An 18,144-nucleotide genomic window follows, 5' to 3' on the forward strand; every position below is an offset into this window, starting at 1 on the left:
TGTGCGTGAACAGAGCTATACGAGCCAGCTACGCAAGGCGGGTTTTGTGGAGCCAGCGCGCTGCGCCAGCCTCCTCGATGACCCCGCTCTGGCGGGAATGGAAATTGGTAGCTTCCTCGCAGATTTTCACGAGGTGGCCGATCCAGACCAGTGCCTCCTCGCGCTAATTCGGCTTGCGGAGGCGTGTCAGGAAGCTGAGCATTCCAAGGCGTTGGCCTCGCTCCTAGGTGATTCGCGATCCCGCCGTGAGCTGTTTGGCCTGCTCGGAATGTCCACGATGCTGGGCGATTTCCTCATCTCCCACCCGGATCGGCTCAAAGATGTATTTGCCCCGGGGCCGCGCGGAGCCTGCGGCATACCGCGAGGTGATCAGGCGGACGAACGGGCTAGCGCGCTCACGGCTGTGGGAGCCAACCCCTCGGATGCGTATCCGGTTTCAACGGAACCGGACGCCATCAACGCTCTCCGGGCTCACTATTTCACCCGCATCGCTCGTGTGGCGGCTGCGGATCTGACATGCCCAGACCCCTTAGAGGCGATGCCAGAGGTCTCGGCTCGCATCACCGATATCGTGGGCGGCGCCCTAGAGGCTGGCCTAGCGTACGCGCGAAGCGAGGTTGAAGGTAGCGAGCATGTGGCACTCACCGTGATCGCCATGGGTAAGACGGGTGCCCGGGAACTGAACTATGTTTCGGACGTTGATGTGGTTTACGTGGCCAGCCCAACCGACGATTCTGTGGATGAGAGTCAGGCAATGAGTTTGGCCGCGAAGCTGGCTGCCAAACTGGGGCAAGCTGTGTCCGCCCCGGCTGGCGAGCAGGCCTTGTGGATGCTGGACGCCAATCTGCGGCCGGAAGGAAAAGATGGCCCGCTAGTTCGTACCCTGGAATCTCATGTTGCCTATTACAAGCGGTGGGCTAAGGGTTGGGAGTTCCAAGCCCTGCTCAAAGCGCGCCCTGCCGCGGGGGATATGGCCCTCGGCCAGCGCTACATTGACACGCTGTGGCCAGAGGTGTGGGAAGCAGCTTCGCGCGAACACTTCGTGGAGGATTCTCGGGCTATGCGCCGGAGGGTGGAGGCCCATGTGCCGCACCGTGAGGAAGGCCGCCAGCTTAAGCTGGGCAAGGGCGGACTACGAGACATTGAGTTCACCGTCCAGCTCCTTCAGCTAGTTCACGGACGCTCGGACGATACTCTCCGGACCCGCTCCACTCTGGATTCGATTGCAGCGCTGCGCGACGGCGGCTACATCGCCCGCAAGGATGCTGATCTTCTGGATCACGACTATCGGCTCCTACGCACCCTCGAGCACCGGATTCAGCTGCAGCGGCTGAGGCGATCGCACCTCGTCCCGAGTGGGGAGGCCGAACTGCGGCGAGTTGCCCGCGCGATGCATTGCGAGGGAATCACAACCGGCCCCGAAATCGACCGGGTCTGGCAAGAAACTCGCAGCGAGGTCCGCCGCCTCCACCAGGCCATCTACTATCGCCCGCTCCTACCAGAGGCGGCAAAGCTTTCGCCAGATGACATCTCGCTGGATCAGGATGCAGCGAAGGCGCGCCTAGCCTCCATGGGGTATCTGGACCCGGGTGGCGCCATCAACCACATCAGTGCCCTCACGTCCGGGGTGTCCCGCACCGCTTCCATTCAGCGCCAGCTTCTTCCCGTGATGTTGGGCTGGTTCGCGGCCGGGCCTGAGCCCGATAGGGGTCTGCTTGCCTTCCGTGTTCTATCAGAAAAGATGGGACGGACGTCGTGGTACTTGCGAACACTCCGTGACGGGGGAGCTGCCGCCGAACGCCTTTGCCTCCTTCTCTCGTCATCACGCTACCTCGCACAGAATGTTCCCGATCTACCCGAATCCGTTGGCTGGTTAGTGGATAAGAAAGATCTGCAACCTCGCACCCGGGCCGAGTTGGACGCGGAGTTGGCCTCCACAATCGCAAGGCGCACCTCTGCCGAGGACATTGCGAATGCAGGGCGGTACATGCGCCGCCGCGAGCTTCTGCGTACAGCGATGGGACAAGTCCTTGGAGTTGTAGACGCTGTGGCCTCCCGCGCGGCGGTTTCTCGGGCCGCTGAGATTGCCATCTCGGCCGGCTTGACTGGCGCGGTGCGTGCGGCGTGTGAGGCTGCCCATATCTCTGGGCCGGTCTCGCGCTACAGCGTGATCGCTATGGGCAGGCTCGGAGGAGCGGAGATGGGATACGCTTCCGATGCGGACGTCATCTTCGTGCACGATCCACTCGCAGGTGCCGATGAAGAAGAAGCCCAGCGGGTGGCCGTGGATGTTGCAACTCGTCTATCACGCCTTATGGGGAGCCTGAGCGGGGAGCCTCAAATCCCGGTGGACTACGATCTGCGGCCCGAAGGACGCAACGGCCGCCTCACCCGTTCCCTGGCCGCCTATGCCGAATACTACGAGCGCTGGGCCGATCCGTGGGAGTATCAGGCTCTCCTACGTGCCCGTCCGATTGCTGGGGACGCGGAGCTGGGAAGCGAGTTCATCTCTCTCATTGATCCGTACCGGTATCCGCAAAGGGGGCTCGAGCCCGCAAAGATTCGCGAAATTCAGCGGATCAAAGCACGGGTGGAAACCGAGCGGATTCCACGTGGCATTTCGGTGCAGCGCCACCTAAAGCTCGGGCGCGGGGGACTTTCCGACGTTGAGTGGACGGCACAACTGCTGCAGTTGGAGAAGGCCGGCACATACGAGAGCCTTCGCGTCACCTCCACCCTCGAGGTGCTCGCAGCTTGCGAGAAGGCAGGAATTCTCACCTCAGAGCAAGCTGAGCACCTTTCGGAGGCATGGAACATGGCCTCGCTGCTCAGAGACATGAACTTTATTGGCACCGGGCGCTCGCAGGGGACCAAGATTGACGTCCTTCCCCACGATCTGACCGATCTGGGCGTTGTAGCGGCACTGTTGGGATTCGAATCCTCCCAGCGCCTAGATGTGGAAGAAGAATATCTACGGGCGGCCCGCCGTGCGCGTGCCGTTGTAGAGGACGTCTTTTATGCACAGGCACGCGAAGTGAAGGAGCGATAATGAAGCTGCGTCTCATCCGCCATGGACAAACCCCGAACAATGTGGCGCGAGTACTAGACACCGCCGAACCCGGAGCACTGCTGACGGAGCTAGGACATGATCAGGCGCTGACGCTGCCGGACAGATTAGCGGGCACGGCGATCGATTCGCTGTACGTCTCCACCCTGACGCGCACTCACCTCACGGCGGCGCCGTTGGCTCAGATGCGTGGGATGGAGCCCCTTGTTCGATCGGGCATCCGCGAGGTTCAAGCGGGCAGCCTCGAAGGAGGAACAACTCAGGAAGCCTTCGATGCTTATTTCGGCACCATCGTGGAATGGTTTGACGGAGATCTCCACGCCAAGATGGGTGGAGGCGAAACGGGATATGAGGTACTTGAGCGTTTTGACGCCGTGGTGAGCGAAGCCGAGGAAAGCGGAGCCGATTCCGTTGCTTTTGTATCTCACGGAAGCATGATCTCAACGTGGAGCGCACTGCGCGGTATCGGGATCTCCAAAGATTTTGTGATTGGGCACCACCCGGTAAATACGGGAATCGTTGAACTTGAAGGTACGCTCCGCACCGGCTACCGCGTCCTAACGTGGATGGGCGAGACCCCTATAGCACCTTCGCCAGAAAATCCTTAGTCCGCTCGGACGTGGGATGATCGAAGACATCCGCAGGTTTGCCCTGCTCAACGATGAAGCCGTCATCCATGAACACCACGTGATCGGCCACCTCGCGCGCGAAACCCATCTCGTGGGTGACAACCATCATGGTGATCCCAGATTCAGCAAGATCCTTCATGACGGATAGAACCTCGCCCACCAACTCGGGGTCAAGCGCCGAGGTGGGCTCGTCAAACAGCATGACGTCCGGCTCCATCGCGAGAGCACGTGCAATAGCCACACGCTGCTGCTGGCCACCGGAGAGCTGGGCGGGGTAGTGATCGGACCGATCCGATAGGCCCACGCGCTCCAGCAGTTCCTTCGCCTTGGAGGAAGCATCCTCCTTGGAGAGTTCTTTGACCTGAACGGGTGCCTCCATGACGTTTTCTAAGGCTGTCATGTGCGGGAACAGATTGAACCGCTGGAACACCATCCCGATATTCGTTCGTTGGGCCGCGAGCTGCTTCGTGGTGAGCTCGTGGAGCTTGCCAGATTCATCCTTGCGGAATCCCATGAGCTGGCCATCCACAGTGATCGAACCGGCTTGGATTTCTTCCAGCACGTTGACGCAGCGCAGCAGCGTGGATTTACCAGAACCAGACGGGCCGAGGATCGCGCACACCTCACCCGGCTCGACACTGAGACTCGTGCCCTTGAGCACATGAAGATCTCCGAAGAACTTGTGAACGTTCTCAATTTCAACCATTGCCATGGTTACGGCGTCCATTCTGACGAGTTGGTAAGTGGCGTTGTTTGAGCGGCGTTTATTGCCTGTTGACGGGCCGAACGCTGCCGGTTACCTGCACGCCGGCTCAGCCTGCGGGTGGATTCCGTGCCCTTCCCGTAATACCTTTCAAGCCGGGCCTGTCCCACCATGAGGATTGAGGTGATCACCAGATACCAGATGGCCGCCACGAGAAGATAGGGAATCTGCAGGAGGCTATGGGTCCCTAAATCGTTAGTTACTCGCGTGAGTTCAAGAGTAAAGGGAACTGCTGTGACAAGTGAAGTTGTCTTCAGCATGGAGATCGCCTCGTTGCCAGTGGGAGGGACGATCACGCGCATCGCCTGAGGAATCACAATCCTTCGCAGGATCTGCCGGTGATTCATCCCGAGTGCGCGAGCGGCCTCTTCCTGGCCAACGTCAACGGAGTTTAGTCCACTGCGCACGATCTCCGAGAGGTAAGCGGCCTCGTTGAGGCCCAAGCCCACCATGGCAGCTACGCCGGCGGTGATTACGTCATATGTGCGGAAGGAGAAGAACTCGGGCCCGAACGGAATTCCGAGGGACATCCGAGGATAGAGAACCCCAATAAGTCCCCAGAAGATGAGCTGGGTGTAGATAGGCGTTCCGCGGAAGAACCAGATGTACACCATAGAGACCCACCGAAGGATCGGGTTCTCGGAGCGGCGCATGATGGCGAGGGTTACGGCCAAGACAATGCCGATGATCATGGAGACCACGGTCAGAATCAGTGTCCAGCCGATCGCGTGGAAAATCTGCGGTTTGAACAGCGTGTCAAACACGATGTCCCAGTGGAAGTTCTTGTTGGTGACAAGGCCATTGATCATCATGGCCGCGATTACTACAACGATCGCAGCGGAAACCCACCGGCCCCAGTGTCGCACTGGGGCCGCAGAAATGAGTTCCGGTGTATCCGGGATTTGTTGATCAGACATACTACTTCACGGGGTTAATAACTGCCTCGGTGGAAACACCATCGGTGACTCCCCATTCGGCAAAGATATCGGCGAGAGTTCCATCGTCCATCAGCGACTGGAGGGCGGCCTGAACGGCGGTGGTCATTTCGTCGTCGTCCTTAGAAACAACGATTCCCATCGGAGTCTGGCCGGTAACTTCGCCAACCTGCTCCAACTGGCCCGAAGTCTGCGAAATCGCATAATCCGTCACGGATGAATCGGAGTACATGGCAACAACCTTGCCGCCAACAAGCGCGGTCACGGCGGCCGAATGCTCGCTGTAGCGCTGAATGTCAGGTTTCTCAGAGCACTCCTCAGCTGCCTCGGCCAACTCCTCGTCCTGCACCGTTCCGGTCTGGACGCCAACGGACTTACCGCAGAAGTCAGCGGGATCGAACTCCTCGGGGTTACCGGTCTGGACAGCCCAGGAGGAACCCACGGTGAAGTATTCGATCATGTTGAAGTTCTCTTGGCGTTCTTTGTTGATAGAGATATTCGCGATGCCAATATCGTACTTCGCCGGGATACCAGGAAGAATAGCCGCAAACTCTGCGTTTTGAAGGTCGAGGTCAAGCCCCATCGTTGCCGCCAGCGCCTTCATCATATCCACGTCGTAACCGATCGGGGTCTTGCCATCTTCGGCGTAGAACTCCGCGGGAGCGTAATAGATGTTGCTTCCAACGGTCAGCGTGCCGGTTTCGGCCACCGCATCGGGTACCAGATCGGAAACCTCAGCGTTTTCCTCAACAGACGATACGTCAAAGCCCTGTGTACCGGCCTGGGTGGATTCCCCCGATGCCTCGGACGAATCTGAATCTCCTCCGCATGCGGCTAGTGAGAGAGCAAGGGCAGCGGCTACGGCTGGAAGGGTGAGCGTGCGGCGCATGAGGCCTCCTTTTTAGAACGAATCTCCTACACGAACTATACGCGGTATGTATAACTATGCATAACTCCGTATATGTGAATTATGCGACGGCAGAAACGGCAAAAGTAGAGCGGGGGCACGAACCAAACCGGTTCGACCCCCCGCCCAAGCACCTCTACTTAAATGTCGTAGTACAGCGCGAACTCATAGGGATGAGGACGCTGACGCAGCGGCGCGATTTCCTTCTCTAACTTGTAATCAATCCACGTATCGATGAGATCCTCGGTGAACACGTCACCTTCGGTGAGGTAATCGTGATCCTCGCGGAGCGCCTCTAGAGCATCCTCGAAGGATTCGGGCAGCTGATCGATCTGTGCGTGTTCCTCGGGGGGAAGTTCATAGAGATCCTTATCGATCGGATCGGCCGGCTCGATACGGTTCTTGATGCCGTCCAACCCCGCCATGAGCATCGCGGAGAACGCGAGGTACGGGTTTGCCGAGGGATCGGGAACGCGGAACTCGATGCGCTTGGCCTTGGGGGAGGATCCAGAAGTTGGGATTCGGATACACGCGGAGCGGTTGCGCGCCGAGTAGACGAGGTTCACGGGCGCCTCAAAGCCGGGGACCAGACGATGGAAGGAGTTGATTGACGGGTTAGTGAACGCCAAGAGCGACGGGGCGTGCTTGAGCAGGCCGCCAATGTACCAGCGGGCCAGATCGGACAGGCCGCCATAGCCCTTCTCGTCAGCGAACAGCGGCGCGCCGTCCTTCCACAGGGACTGGTGGCAGTGCATACCGGAGCCGTTATCTCCAAACAATGGCTTGGGCATGAAGGTGACGGTCTTTCCGGCCTCCCACGCGGTGTTCTTGATGACGTACTTGAACTTCATCATGTCGTCAGCCGCGGCCTGCAGCGTATCGAACGTGTAGTTGATTTCCTGCTGGCCACCCGTGCCTACCTCGTGATGGGCACGCTCCACAACAAGTCCAACCTCTTCGAGGTAGTTGCACATTTCGTTGCGCAGCTCGGTGTAGTGATCGTTCGGGGAAACGGGGAAGTAGCCGCCCTTGACGCGGGTCTTGTAGCCGAGGTTGCCGCCTTCACTTTCCTGACCGGTGTTCCACCAGCCCTCTTCAGAATCGAGGTGATAGAAGGATTGGCGAACATCTTCACCGAATCGGACGTCATCAAAGATGTAGAATTCGGCCTCTGCCCCGAAGAACACGGTATCGGCGATGCCCGTTGAGCGCAGGTAGTCCTCCGCCTTTGCCGCGATGTTGCGGGGATCGCGTGAGAACGTCTCCTCTGTGAAAGGATCAACGATCGAGAAGTTCACTACGAGGGTCTTATCCTTGCGGAACGGATCAATAAAGGCCGTAGTGATATCCGGTACGAGCTTCATATCTGATTCGTGGATTGCTGTGAAGCCTCGAATCGAAGAGCCGTCGAACATCAATCCGTCGGTGAACACATCGTCTTTGAAAGCAATCACTGGAATCGTGAAGTGCTGCATAATGCCTGGGAGATCGCAGAAGCGAACGTCGATGAACTTGACGCCCTCTTCCTTTGTGTAGGCAATCGCCTCTTCAGCGCTCGAGAACATTTTCGCTCCTTCGTTGTTCGCGTGGATTCTTCCCCGCGGTCCTTGGCTAGCGTAATTCATGGGAATTACCCCGGCGTCACTTATTTGTTTCAGGCGTGTTACATGCTATGAGGTGTAGGCAACAAAAATGGGAGCCCATAGGCTCCCATTTTGCTTACTTCCCCCGCATCGCGCGGCGGTTCGGCCGAGCGTTGTATGGATCGATTCCCTTCGGAATCGGCAGTGCGTTCTTATTCAGGGCCTCGAGGCGGTAGGAGAGTGCCGCGACTTCCTGAGAGGTGATCTGTTTCTTCAGCTTCTTGATCTGCTTCTCAAGCTTCGCCAGATCCACTTGACCTTCCTCTTCTCCCACCATGATCTCGTGGATGGGGGCCGATGGCGCGATTCGCTTGATCGCCTTGCGCTCATCGTTTAGCAGCCGTCCGGCTCTGCTCTTGGTGCCTTCGCTTACCAGTACTACTCCGGGGCGTCCGAGGGCTCGGAACACCATTTCCTGAGTGCGCGCATTCACGCGGACGGGTTCTGATTTGACGTTCCACCCGCGCCCCAAATTATCAAGTACAGCGGTGGAAGCCCCCGCCATACCGCGCAGCTGGGAATAGCTGGCCTTGCGGACCAAGCGCAGGAGCAGGAACATCGGGAACATGAGGGCGAAGGCAACCCCGAGAAGGATCCACTGGATCCACTTCCCGGTGACGATCGCGGGAATTAGGCCAATCGCGAGGCCAAGGACAAATGCGCCGATCAGTGCCCAAGGCAGCCAAGAGTACGTGCGTTTGGTGATGCGATAGGCATCCCCAAGGTAATTCCACCAGTGCTTCTTCTTCTCGCCCGGTGCCTTTTTCTCTTTCGCCATGACAGCCCTCGTCCAACCTTTCAGAGTATTAACTGCACTGAGTCTAGTTGATAGGCACCGCTCCGCCCAAAGACGCGGGGCCTGTGGATAACTTCTGCAGGAAAACACCCGGTGTGGTGGTCTTAGAGGGAGGTGATCACCATGAGATTTGTAGCTGGCGGATGCGCATTCGGGCTGGCCCTAGCGCTGACTTTTACCCTGGGCATCCCCAACGAAACTGGCCAACATTCGCCATCTTCGGCTCGGGAGTCAAATGATTGTTCCCAAGACTTTGAGAAAGTGGTCACGGAATTGGTTGCAGCGCGGGATCAAGCCCTAATTATGCGGGAGGACGAAGCGCTTTTCACTCTGACCGTTGAGGGCAGCGCCGTTCGTGCTCAAGATGAAGACCTGTTGGCCTCCCTTGCCGATTCCGAGATCACCGAGCTGCATACTCGCGTTGACGCCGTGCACCTGCTTGACTGCTTGGAAACTGGGAAGCTTGCGCAGATTCAGGTGTGGACTACTCAGGAGAGTCTAAGTGTTGTTGGGGAGGAGCCCGTTGGGGAGTTGCCATCGCGGTGCGCCGTTTGGAACCTTGTTGGGCCGGCGTGGAAGCTGGATTCGTTGGGGGAGTGTGAATAACGACGACGAAGGCCGGGGTGCAGAACGCACCCCGGCCTTAATGTCTCAGGCGGTTCTGGTTCAGATACCTAGATCGCCTTCAAAATCGCCCGACTCAAGGCGGCGCTTGAGATCGGAGAGATAGCGGCCAGCATCGGCACCGTCAACGAGGCGGTGATCGTAGCTGAGAGCTAGGTAAACCATGGAGCGTAGGCCAATCACTTCATTGCCATCGGCGTCCTTGATCACTGCCGGACGCTTGACGATCGTGCCGACCCCCAAGATTGCAACCTCGGGCTGGTTGATGATCGGCGTATCGAACAGTGCGCCTGCCGAACCAGTGTTGGTGATCGTGAAGGTAGATCCCGAGAGCTCGTCAGCCCCGATTGTGTTGTCACGGACCCGAGCGGCCTTATCGTTGATCGCCTTGGCAATGCCCGCGATGTTGAGATCGCCGGCATCCTTGATCACGGGAACCATGAGGCCCTTGGGAGCGTCAACCGCGATACCTAGATGCTCGTGATCCCAGTAGTGGACCTGCTTGCCATCGATTGAGGCGTTGACCTTCGGATGCGACTTCAGCGTATCCGTAGCGGCCTTCACGAAGAACGGCAGGAACGTGAGCTTCGTTCCGGCCTTCTCCTGGAATTCGGCCTTCTTCGCAGCACGCAGGCCCACGATCTTGGTCACGTCTGCCTCGATCACCGTGGTGAGCTGAGCCGAAACCTGTAGGGACTCCACCATGCGCTTGGCGATAACCGTGCGCATGTGTGGCATCTTTTGCGTGGTGCCACGCAGCTTGGCGGCCTCGGCGGAAGGCTTGGCCGGAGCCGCAGCCTTGGCCGGAGCGGCAGCTTCCGGAGCCGGAGCAGCAGCCTTGGCGGCTTCTGCTTCCTTGGCAGCCTTAATCGCATCCTCAACGTCTTGACGGCGAATCCGCCCGCCAACTCCTGTGCCCGTGATCGCGCCCAAATCCACGTTGTTCTCGCGAGCCAGCTTGCGAACAATCGGCGTGACGTAGCCGCCCGGCTCTGAACCGGTCTCTACGGGAGCGGCTGGCGCGGGGCTGGACGTTGCTGGAGCAGGAGCCGGCTCGGGGCTCGGGGCAGGCGCGGCTGGTGCGGGTGCCGGACTTGGTGCCGCGGGTGCTGCGGCTTCGGGGCTCGGGGCGCTAGCAGGAGCGCTGTCACCGATGTATGCAAGTATGGTGCCAACATCAACGGTGTCATCTTCGTCAACCAAGATCTTCTGGAGAACGCCTGAGGCGGGGGCCGGTACCTCGGAATCCACCTTGTCGGTGGAGACTTCGAGGATGGGCTCGTCCTGCTCAACGGTATCGCCAACGGCCTTGAGCCATGTGGTGACCGTTCCCTCGGTAACAGACTCGCCAAGGGCGGGCATCTTCACTTCGATACCCTCGCCGGAGGGTGCGTCCTCGGGGGAGGGGGCGGGTGCGGCCTCAGCAGCAGGCTCGGGGCTTGGTGCTGGTGCCGAAGCCTCTTCGGGTGCGGGGGCGGCGGGCTCGGGCTCTGATTCGGCGCTATCGCCAATCGTTCCAAGGACGGTTCCGACATCTACGGTGTCGTCTTCCTCCACTAGGATCTTCTGGAGAACGCCTGAGGCGGGGGCCGGTACCTCGGAATCCACCTTGTCGGTGGAGACTTCGAGGATGGGCTCATCCTGCTCAACGGTATCGCCAACGGCCTTGAGCCAAGTAGTAACCGTTCCCTCGGTGACAGATTCACCGAGAGCCGGCATCTTAATGTCTACGGACATGTTTATCCCTCGTATCAGTTGTGAGTGTGGAGTGGCTTGCCAGCAAGGGCCATGGCGGCCTCGCCGATTGCTTCGTTCTGAGTGGGATGGGCGTGGATAAGGCCCTCTAGATCTTCGGGGTAGGCTTCCCAAGCCACCATGAGCTCGCCTTCGCCCACCTGCTCACCCATGCGTGCACCGATGGCGTGGAATCCAACGATGGGGCCATCCTTCTCGCGGATCAGCTTGACGAATCCCGCTGTGCCCAACATCTGGGACTTTCCGTTGCCAGCAAGGTTGAACTCTGTGGCCTCAATATTCTCCTTGCCGTACTTCTCTTCGGCGGTGTTCTGATTGAGTCCCACTGAGGCGATCTCAGGATTGCAGAAGGTCACGCGAGGGATCTTGGTTTCGTCGATCACCTTGGGGTTAAGCCCAGCGATCTCTTCAGCTACGAAGATTCCCTGTAGGAATCCGCGGTGAGCAAGCTGGAGGCCAGGAACGATATCGCCAACTGCATAGACTCCTTCAACGTTCGTCTGAAGGCGATCGTTGGTCAGAACGAATCCACGATCCATGGAAATGCCCGCTTCTTCGTATCCGAGGTTGGCGGTGGCAGGGCCCCGGCCAATGGCCACGAGGAGGTAATCTGCATCGAACGTCTTGCCGTCTTGGGTGTGGACGGTCACGCCGTTTTCGTGTTGATCCACGTGATCGAACATGGTCTTGGTCTTGAACTTGATGCCGCGCTTACGGAAGGCGCGCTCGAGGTTCTTGGACACTGACTCGTCTTCGTTCGGAACGAGGTGAGGGAGACCTTCGATGATGGTGACATCGGTGCCGTAGGACTTCCAGACGGAGGCGAATTCAACGCCGATTACGCCGCCACCCAAGATCACCGCGGAGCCAGGAACCTCGTCCATGTTGAGTGCCTGATCGGACGTGATGACCCGGCCGGTGATGTCCAAACCGATGGTCTTGGAGTAAGAACCGGAAGCGAGAATGACGTTCTTTCCACGGTACAGGGTGCCGTCCACGTCCACAGTGTTCTTATCGACCAGCCGTCCCCAGCCATTGATCGTATCGATCTGGTGGGACTTGATTAGTCCTGTCAGGCCCTTGTACATACGGTCAACAACGCTTGACTTGTACTGATTGAGTTCGCCCATGTCGATTCCATCGAATGTGCCACGAACGCCGATCGATTCACTCTCGCGCATCTCATCGGCAACTTCTGCCGCGTGAAGCAAAGCCTTCGTTGGAATGCAACCGCGATGCAGGCATGTTCCGCCTACCTTGTCACCTTCGATGAGTGCGACCTTCAGACCGAGCTCCGCGGCACGAATCGAAGCAGCGTACCCGCCGCTGCCAGCTCCGAGCACCACAATGTCGTATTCCTGGGTGTCAGCCACTTACATCTCCCTCGAGTTAGGAACGGTCTAACCACTCCGGTTAGTACCTACGTCCCAATTATCCACTCTTTCGCTGCAAAAATCACAGTTCTCTCATTGTGCCACGAACTACACTTCGTGAGTGTTCAAGCTACGCTACATGTATGGGTTTGTTCTCTCGCCGCAAAAAGGATTCAGGAAAAGGCTCCGACGCTCCGCGTCGGGACCAGAAGGCAGCGCGCACCGCCACGATTGACCACTTCCGGGATTTCGTTGCCACGCGTACGGGTGTTGAGGGTTATTTCGAACCCGAGACCCCGCGCGAACAATCCGCGCTCCTTCTGGTAGCTCGCGATGGCGAGTGGACGCGGCGGAGGGTTCCTGATTTAAAGGCTGCCGTTGATCTCACCGGGAAGCTGGAGATTCCCCTCTACGAGATAGTGAAAACCGGTTATCCGGATTCTATGCGGCAGTGGAATGAGCAACAGCGCAAGCGTTCATGATGACCAAATGCTGGGCGGCCGTGGTGAATCTGCGATGATATATCGCGTGTATATCGATGGAACATGTGGAGGCGTCAGTGAGCGAACAGCAATCTCTTTCTGATGATCGAACCTCTACCCATGGGTGGCCGTGGGTCTTATTGTGCGTGCTGGCCGTAGGTGCCGTAATTTTCACATGGCGCGGCATAGTGGCCTCAACCCAGCAGTTCACAGCGGGCAACATTTCTACCGCGGTAGTGACGTTGCTGGCGGACATATTTTGGTTGGCCGGAGCGATCGGACTGATCCACAATGGCCGGAAGATGCGGATCGTGGCGGCTGTATCGTGGACAATCAACGTGATCGCGCCACTTATTGCGCTCGCAACAAAGCTCCCAGAGTTCATAGAAGTGAGCCCGTGGTTCGAGGCAGGCTCAACTTATTTCTACCTACCGATGGTTGGCGCCATCTCGGCGCTTATTTGGCTCGTGTGGTCCTCACCTTCCCAAATCGCTCACCGCAACGGAGGCTAAATGCTATACCGATGGATCTACGATCACCTGCTGGTTCGTACGGACCCAGAAATTGCTCACGACGTTGCAATGAACGCCATCGGCGTCTTTGGGCGGTCACCTCTCGCACGCCTCAGTGAAGCAACAGTGGGGTACCGCGGTGGCGGTAGCTTCTCAGGAATTCTCTCGCGTCCGGTGCCGGGTAGATTGGGCCTTGCGGCTGGCCAGGATAAGGATGCGCAGGCGATACTCGGCACGCTTGCGCTCGGCTTTGGATTCACGGAGATCGGCACGATTACTCCGCTGCCGCAGCCGGGAAACGAGCAGCCTCGCCTGTGGCGCGTGCCGAAGGAGAGCGCCTTTCGGAACCGCATGGGGTTCAATAATCTGGGCGCTGATGCCGCCGCCGAACAGCTGGCCGTGCTTCGTTCCACCAAGCGCGGGCGCGCAGCCATCGTTGGAGTCAACATCGGCAAGAATAAGTGGACGGGGCCGGAGGATGCGTCCCGGGATTACGCCACCTGCGCGCGGAAGCTTGCGCGCTACGCCGATTACCTTGTGATTAACGTGTCCTCGCCGAACACGCCCGGCCTTCGAGATCTGCAGGCGGTGAGTTCGCTGCGCGAGATTGCTAGCGCTACCCGCGAGGGGGCCCGAAGGGCCACGGATCGCCACGTTCCCATCCTCGTGAAGATCGCGCCAGATCTCGCCCGTGAAGATGTGCGAGATGTGGCCCAGATGGTCGTGGACGAAAACCTCGATGGCGTGGTCGCTTCCAACACCACGATCGCCCATTCGTACGGTGAAGGCGGATTGTCTGGAGCGCCGCTGCTAGATCGGGCGGTGGAAACGGTTTCCTACCTGCGATCTAGGCTGGGCCCCGACAAGATCATCATCGGCGTAGGGGGCATCTTTGACGCAAACGGCGCCCACCGAATGGTAGGCGCCGGAGCGGATCTTATTGAGGCACTGACGGGTTTCGTTTACGAGGGTCCGTTCATGCCAGGCAGGGTGAACCGTGCGCTTGCGCGTACGGCGGGCTAACCCTATTTGCTTTTCTTGTTTGCGCGATGGGCTTTGCGCGCGGCTTTGAGATCAGCCGGTGTTCCACCTTCGGGGTATTCGCCACGCTTGACCATGGGGATTGGCAATTTCCAGCGCCGCAGATAGAAGGTGCGCGTGAACATCTGCCACGTGAACCGGGGAGGAACCTTGTCTGACCCAAAACGGTACTGGCACAGACGCCGTGCGTTATGGGTGGCCCACGCGGAATCGACGATCATGAGGATAAAGAGGGCGTACACGCACAGCGTAATGATGATGAAGAGATCGGGGTTGATGCCCTGAATGATGATCGTGACAAGCAGGACAACAGCCAGCGGCATGAATCCCACGCCGATTCCACCGCGAGCATCGAGGTAATCGCGCGCAAAGCGGCGAACGGGACCGGCGTGTTGGATGGGCATGTTGCGCTCATCGCCGGTTTTCATTGCGCGCTGTTCCTTCTGCCACGAGGCATCCGCCTTGGCGCGGTCAGCGGCCTTTTGTGCCTTCTTCTCCGCCTTAGACATTTTGCTTCGATCGGAGATAAGAGGCGTGCGCTGTGCCGCTTCAACATCGCGCCGCCTCGGTGTGGGCGTCCCCTTCTTTGGGGAGTAGCCCTTGGGGAGGTGAGGTACAGATTCCTCGGGAGTCTCCTCCGCTGGAATCTCCTTCTTATCCTTGAACACGTATTCTCCATCTCGGGTCAGGCCCGCGGCGTGTGCGGGCATACACGTCAATACTACGTCTAGGCTTTCCTAGCCTCCACACGCGCGCGTGTGTATTCGCTCCCGTTTGGTGAAGTGGCTAGTCTTGGTTTATGACTACGTTTGAGGAAATCGCGTCCACGGTGGATGCCCAGCTGCCCGCCCATCGCGCACAGCTTGAAGATCTTGTCCGTATCCCTTCTGTTTCGGCAGATTCGTTTGATCAAAGCCAAGTGCGCAAATCCGCGGAGGCCGTTGCCTCGTTGGCGCGTGATCGTGGCCTCGATGTTGAGGTGATCCAGCTCCACACAGAATCCGGGAAGGTTGGGCGTCCGGCCGTTCTTGCCCACCGCTCCGCGCAAGATGGCAAGCCCACCGTCTTGCTATACGCCCACCACGATGTTCAGCCCGAAGGTGATCCTGCCGGATGGGATTCTGAGCCGTTCGAACCTATAGAGCGCGATGGCCGCCTCTACGGCCGCGGTTCGGCAGACGATAAGGCCGGCATTATGGTGCATATGGCAGCCCTCGCTGCTCTCGGGGAATCCACTGGGGTGGGAGTCACGCTCTTCATTGAAGGGGAGGAAGAGGTTGGATCGCCCACCTTCCACGATTTCCTTGAGACCTACCAAGATCGCCTGAAGGCAGACGTAATCGTGGTGGCTGATTCCAACAACTGGAAGGTGGGAACGCCCTCCCTGACCACATCGCTGCGCGGAGTTACCAGCATGTCCGTGCGCCTAGACGTGCTTGATCACGCCCTGCACTCGGGTATGTACGGCGGCCCTGTTCTGGATGCCGTGACTCTTATGGCGCGCCTCATCGCCACGCTGCACAACGATGATGGCTCGGTGGCGGTTGAGGGCCTCACCGCATATGACGATGCAGACGCCGAATACCTCGAGGAGGATATGCGCGTCGATGCCGGCGTTCTGGAGGGTGTGGAGCTGGCCGGTAACGGTTCGATTGCTTCCCGTCTCTGGACCAAGCCCGCTATCTCCGTGATTGGCATGGACGTCACCTCCGTTGCTAAGTCCTCGAATACCCTCACCCCGTCCTGCACGGCCCAGATTTCGATGCGCGTGGCTCCGGGGCAGAATCCGCGCGAGGCCGCCGATGCGCTTGCCGCGCACCTTGAATCAAACGCGCCGTTCGGTGCCCACGTGAGTGTGGACATCAAGGAGGCGGGGCCTGCGTTCAAGGCTGGGGGAGACACACCGGCCACTATTGCCGCTCGATGGGCTCTCGAGGAGGCATGGGGAAGCGAATCCGTAGATATCGGCGTGGGCGGGTCTATTCCGTTCATCTCGGACCTCAATCAGGTATTTCCGGACGCCGAGATCCTTGTGACAGGCGTGGAAGATCCCGATACGCGCGCACACTCCCAGAACGAATCGCTCCACCTCGCCGATTGGCGTAACGCGATCGTGGCCGAAGCTGCGCTGATTGCGCGCCTCGGCAACGAACTGTGAAGATTGCGCTAGCTGTTTCTCCCCTGCCCGGTTTACGGGTGGGGGAGGTCCATTCTCTGGTACGTGACACTTGGCTTTCGCGCAGGAGGGACGACCACGTATGCTCCCGTCCGGTCTCAGATGCTGTAGCTATGCCATACGTGGGTTCCGGAGCCGAGGATGTGCTGGCCGGAGACAACTCAGAGACCGTTGAGTTAGGGGAGGCCGGGGAGCGGCACTTCGCCTACCGGGCCGGTACTGCTTTGCTGCTGGACTACACGCAGATCCTTTACGGTATTCCCCAAGAGGGGGCCTCCCAGTCTTCTCATATTGTTGGCCGGGACCTCGCGTGGGCGCTTCGCGAAGGTATCTCTGAAGTACATATAGTCCTGCCGATCCCCGGGTGTGTCAGCGATTTGGGCATGGGTATCCTCGAGGAGCTCGGCGGGCTAGATGCTGCTCGCGAGGCGCTCGCGCCAATGTCGATCCAGGTGCTGGTTCCGGGGGAACAGCGGTTGCTGGGCCTAGGGGGCGTAGCGCGGTCTTGGATCGCCCATGGGTTGGATCCGGAGGCGGCTCAGCGCTTTGAGAATACCTTCAGCGAAATCGTTGCTGGAATTCCTGTTCGCTCCACCGGATTGCCACTCCTTGGAACTGGTGGAGGCCCAGAACGCAGCATCTACGCCGGTTGCGGTGGAGGCATCGCCTATGTGCTCGGGCTATTGGGAGCTCAGATTCTCCCTATCGGCGATGTGTGCATCGACCCGATGCGAGGCGAGATAGAAGACAGCGATCTGTTCGTCTATGTGTGCGGGCACATTGGGGAAGATCTTCCGTCGGGCCTTCTCGCAGGGAGCAGAGTTGCCGCATCGCGGGGCGTCCCCGTCGTCGTTATCTACGATTCCGGAGCCCTCCGGAAGGGGGAGCTCGCGCGCCTCGGACTCAACGGGGCCTACGAAATCCGCCCGGAACGGGCCTTTGCCACGGGGGAAGCAACCACAGAAGAACTCGCGGATCTACCCGAACGGCTCCACTCATTAGTGGGGCGCGTTGCACGCACATGGGGCTGGAACTGAGTACTACGATGGCGATAGTCTGATGTCAGGACTAGCGAAGGAAGGTTTTCGATGACCGAGATTCTCGATACCGCAACACACAACGTCATGCTTTCTGACGAAGCTGCGGCCAAGGTAAAGGCTCTTCTCGAGCAGGAGGGACGCGACGATCTTCGTCTGCGTATCGCCGTGCAGCCCGGTGGATGCTCTGGCCTGATGTACCAGCTCTACTTTGATGAGCGCCTTCTGGACGGTGATGCAGTGCGCGACTTCGACGGCGTTGAGGTTGTTGTGGATAAGATGTCACGTCCATACCTCGACGGCGCCAGCATTGGCTTCGCCGATAGCATTGAGCGTCAGGGATTCACAATCGATAATCCGAACGCGCAGGGCTCATGCGCCTGCGGCGAATCCTTCCACTGATA

The 18,144-nt window shown here is 59.0% G+C and carries 17 protein-coding genes; 9 read left to right on the forward strand and 8 right to left on the reverse strand.

Features of this window, described 5'->3' with window-relative positions:
* Position 1 precedes the first annotated feature (1 nt).
* Positions 2–3,049, forward strand: coding sequence for a bifunctional [glutamine synthetase] adenylyltransferase/[glutamine synthetase]-adenylyl-L-tyrosine phosphorylase (locus tag DD236_RS10780; RefSeq protein ID WP_109094409.1), 3,048 nt, complete (start codon positions 2–4; stop codon positions 3,047–3,049).
* Complete coding sequence (locus DD236_RS10785; RefSeq protein WP_109094410.1) at positions 3,049–3,675, forward strand: histidine phosphatase family protein; 627 nt, start codon at positions 3,049–3,051, stop codon at positions 3,673–3,675. Before DD236_RS10780 ends, DD236_RS10785 begins: the two co-directional genes overlap by 1 nt.
* On the opposite strand, the gene DD236_RS10790 is transcribed toward DD236_RS10785, so the two are convergent.
* From DD236_RS10790 to DD236_RS10810, 5 genes are all read right to left on the reverse strand, one after another.
* Positions 3,647–4,408 carry an amino acid ABC transporter ATP-binding protein gene (locus tag DD236_RS10790; RefSeq protein WP_109094411.1) on the reverse strand — a complete coding sequence of 254 codons (762 nt, stop codon included), beginning with the start codon at positions 4,406–4,408 and terminating at the stop codon, positions 3,647–3,649. The genes DD236_RS10785 and DD236_RS10790 overlap by 29 nt on opposite strands.
* Positions 4,409–4,410: 2 nt before the next feature.
* Entirely contained in the window at positions 4,411–5,376 is a 966-nt protein-coding gene (locus DD236_RS10795; protein ID WP_109094412.1) for an amino acid ABC transporter permease, read from the reverse strand.
* A 1-nt stretch (position 5,377) separates the two neighbouring features.
* A complete protein-coding gene (locus tag DD236_RS10800) occupies positions 5,378–6,283 on the reverse strand; it encodes an ABC transporter substrate-binding protein (RefSeq protein ID WP_109094413.1) in 906 nt (301 codons plus the stop codon).
* Between the two features lie 158 nt (positions 6,284–6,441).
* Positions 6,442–7,866, reverse strand: a complete 1,425-nt coding sequence (glnA, locus tag DD236_RS10805; protein WP_109094414.1) for a type I glutamate--ammonia ligase — start codon at positions 7,864–7,866, stop codon at positions 6,442–6,444.
* Positions 7,867–8,020: 154 nt separating this feature from the next.
* Positions 8,021–8,722, reverse strand: a complete 702-nt coding sequence (locus DD236_RS10810) for a DUF4191 domain-containing protein (protein WP_109094415.1) — start codon at positions 8,720–8,722, stop codon at positions 8,021–8,023.
* Between the two features lie 141 nt (positions 8,723–8,863).
* On the opposite strand from DD236_RS10810, the gene DD236_RS10815 reads away from it, so the two are divergent.
* Positions 8,864–9,346, forward strand: a complete 483-nt coding sequence (locus DD236_RS10815; RefSeq protein ID WP_133246095.1) for a hypothetical protein — start codon at positions 8,864–8,866, stop codon at positions 9,344–9,346.
* Between the two features lie 60 nt (positions 9,347–9,406).
* On the opposite strand, the gene sucB is transcribed toward DD236_RS10815, so the two are convergent.
* Both sucB and lpdA read right to left on the reverse strand, forming a co-directional pair.
* Positions 9,407–11,101 (reverse strand): 2-oxoglutarate dehydrogenase, E2 component, dihydrolipoamide succinyltransferase, encoded by a 1,695-nt coding sequence (sucB, locus tag DD236_RS10820; protein WP_109094417.1) that lies wholly within the window; start codon positions 11,099–11,101, stop codon positions 9,407–9,409.
* 14 nt (positions 11,102–11,115) lie between these two features.
* Positions 11,116–12,492, reverse strand: a complete 1,377-nt coding sequence (gene lpdA, locus DD236_RS10825) for a dihydrolipoyl dehydrogenase (protein WP_109094418.1) — start codon at positions 12,490–12,492, stop codon at positions 11,116–11,118.
* Positions 12,493–12,635: 143 nt separating this feature from the next.
* Here lpdA and DD236_RS10830 point away from each other — a divergent pair, with 143 nt between their 5' ends.
* From DD236_RS10830 to DD236_RS10840, 3 genes are all read left to right on the forward strand, one after another.
* Positions 12,636–12,974, forward strand: coding sequence for an oxidoreductase (locus DD236_RS10830; RefSeq protein ID WP_109094419.1), 339 nt, complete (start codon positions 12,636–12,638; stop codon positions 12,972–12,974).
* A 77-nt stretch (positions 12,975–13,051) separates the two neighbouring features.
* Complete coding sequence (locus tag DD236_RS10835; RefSeq protein WP_133246096.1) at positions 13,052–13,486, forward strand: hypothetical protein; 435 nt, start codon at positions 13,052–13,054, stop codon at positions 13,484–13,486.
* Entirely contained in the window at positions 13,487–14,509 is a 1,023-nt protein-coding gene (locus DD236_RS10840; protein ID WP_109094421.1) for a quinone-dependent dihydroorotate dehydrogenase, read from the forward strand. It abuts the gene before it with no gap.
* A 2-nt stretch (positions 14,510–14,511) separates the two neighbouring features.
* Here DD236_RS10840 and DD236_RS10845 read toward each other — a convergent pair whose 3' ends face one another.
* Positions 14,512–15,237, reverse strand: a complete 726-nt coding sequence (locus DD236_RS10845) for a DUF3043 domain-containing protein (protein WP_109094422.1) — start codon at positions 15,235–15,237, stop codon at positions 14,512–14,514.
* A gap of 89 nt (positions 15,238–15,326) precedes the next feature.
* Here DD236_RS10845 and DD236_RS10850 point away from each other — a divergent pair, with 89 nt between their 5' ends.
* The 3 genes from DD236_RS10850 to DD236_RS10860 all read left to right on the forward strand — a co-directional run bounded on the left by DD236_RS10850 (position 15,327) and on the right by DD236_RS10860 (position 18,142).
* Positions 15,327–16,685, forward strand: coding sequence for a dipeptidase (locus DD236_RS10850; RefSeq protein WP_109094423.1), 1,359 nt, complete (start codon positions 15,327–15,329; stop codon positions 16,683–16,685).
* Between the two features lie 131 nt (positions 16,686–16,816).
* A complete protein-coding gene (locus DD236_RS10855; RefSeq protein ID WP_109094424.1) occupies positions 16,817–17,740 on the forward strand; it encodes a hypothetical protein in 924 nt (307 codons plus the stop codon).
* Between the two features lie 51 nt (positions 17,741–17,791).
* A complete protein-coding gene (locus DD236_RS10860; protein ID WP_109094425.1) occupies positions 17,792–18,142 on the forward strand; it encodes a HesB/IscA family protein in 351 nt (116 codons plus the stop codon).
* The last annotated feature ends 2 nt before the right edge of the window (positions 18,143–18,144 follow it).

Origin of the sequence: Ancrocorticia populi (assembly GCF_003123745.1) — a bacterium.
In the GTDB taxonomy this organism is placed as follows: domain Bacteria; phylum Actinomycetota; class Actinomycetes; order Actinomycetales; family Actinomycetaceae; genus Ancrocorticia; species Ancrocorticia populi.